The organism is Longicatena caecimuris, from assembly GCF_004341945.1.
In the GTDB taxonomy this organism is placed as follows: Bacteria; Bacillota_I; Bacilli_A; order Erysipelotrichales; family Erysipelotrichaceae; genus Longicatena; species Longicatena caecimuris.
This window is the reverse complement of record NZ_SMBP01000045.1, coordinates 1-1487: the sequence shown is the minus strand read 5'-3', so window position 1 is coordinate 1487 and position 1487 is coordinate 1. Positions and strand designations below refer to the sequence as shown.

Genomic DNA, 1487 nt, shown 5'->3' with positions numbered 1-1487 from the left:
ATCATCCAGCAGGCAATGGTACAAGTATTAAGCCCAATATGTGAAACGTTCTTTTCGGATTATAGTTATGGATTCAGACCAAATCGGAGTTGTGAACAGGCCATAATGAAATTATTGGAATATATCAATGATGGATATGAATGGATAGTAGACATTGACTTAGAGAAATTCTTTGACAACGTGCCACAGGATAAATTGATGAGTTATGTACACATCATCATAAATGATGGAGATACAGAGTCGCTCATACGAAAATATCTTAAAGCAGGTATCATGATAAACGGAAAATATGAAAAGAGTGAAAAGGGAACACCACAGGGTGGAAACCTATCGCCATTATTAAGTAATATTATCCTAAATGAATTAGACAAAGAATTAGAAAGCAGAGGATTACACTTTACCAGATACGCAGACGACTGCGTGATAGCGGTAAAAAGTAGAGCCAGTGCGAACAGAGTGATGCATACAATCACAAAGTGGATTGAACACAAATTGGGACTGAAAGTGAATGCGACAAAGACGCATATCACAAGACCTAACAAATTAAAATATCTAGGCTTTGGATTTTATTATGATACCAAAGCTGAGAAATATTGTGCAAGACCACACGCAAGTTCCATACAACGATTTAAGAGGAAACTGAAACAGCTAACAATCAGAAAGAACACAATGGCTTTAAATGAAAGGATAAGACAACTGAACCAAGTAATACGAGGATGGATAAACTATTATTCCATATGTAATATGAAAACACATATGATGAATATAGATAAACATCTTCGTACAAGACTTCGAGTAATTATATGGAAGCAGTGGAAAGTACCCAGCAAGCGACAATGGGGATTACAAAAACTTGGGATTAGAAAAGATAGAGCAAGACAGACATCGTATATGGGAGACCATTATCAATGGGTCGTAACCAAAACATGTGTGGTAAGAGCAATATCAAAAGAAAAACTAGCCCAAAAAGGACTAGTCAGTTGTTTAGATTACTATATAGAGAGACACGCTTTGAAATTAAAACGAACCGCCGTATACGGAACCGTACGTACGGTGGTGTGAGAGGGTGATTTATTTCACCCTACTCGATTAGATAATAAGCCATTGGATGTGTAATCGGAAAAGAGATGATATGGAAATAAGGAATGAAAAGATAAGAAAAGTTTGATATCTTGGATGTAATCGTTTACAGTATGAAAAGATAAAAAAGATCATTAAAAAGTGAAAAAAATAAAAAATAAGCGTTGACATGAAAGATAAATTGATGTATTATAAACAGGCACTCAACGAGAGTGACATCCACCAAACAGTGGATGCTATCGGTCTTTGAAAACTGAACAGGAAACGTCAATTTCAATGAAAAAGAGAAGTAATTCTCGGATAAACAAATAAAAAAACGTTAGTAAACGTTTTGAGCTAAATCAAATGGAGAGTTTGATCCTGGCTCAGGATGAACGCTGGCGGCATGCCTAATACATGCAAGTCGA

1 protein-coding gene and 1 rRNA gene are annotated in these 1487 nt (G+C 35.8%); both read left to right on the top strand.

Going from position 1 to position 1487, the window contains the following annotated elements; translation table 11 throughout:
• On the top strand, positions 1 to 1062 hold a 1062-nt coding region (gene ltrA, locus EDD61_RS13695), incomplete at its 5' end, for a group II intron reverse transcriptase/maturase (protein WP_132225870.1).
• A gap of 360 nt (positions 1063 to 1422) precedes the next feature.
• Positions 1423 to 1487, top strand: a 16S ribosomal RNA gene (locus tag EDD61_RS13690); the annotation flags it as partial.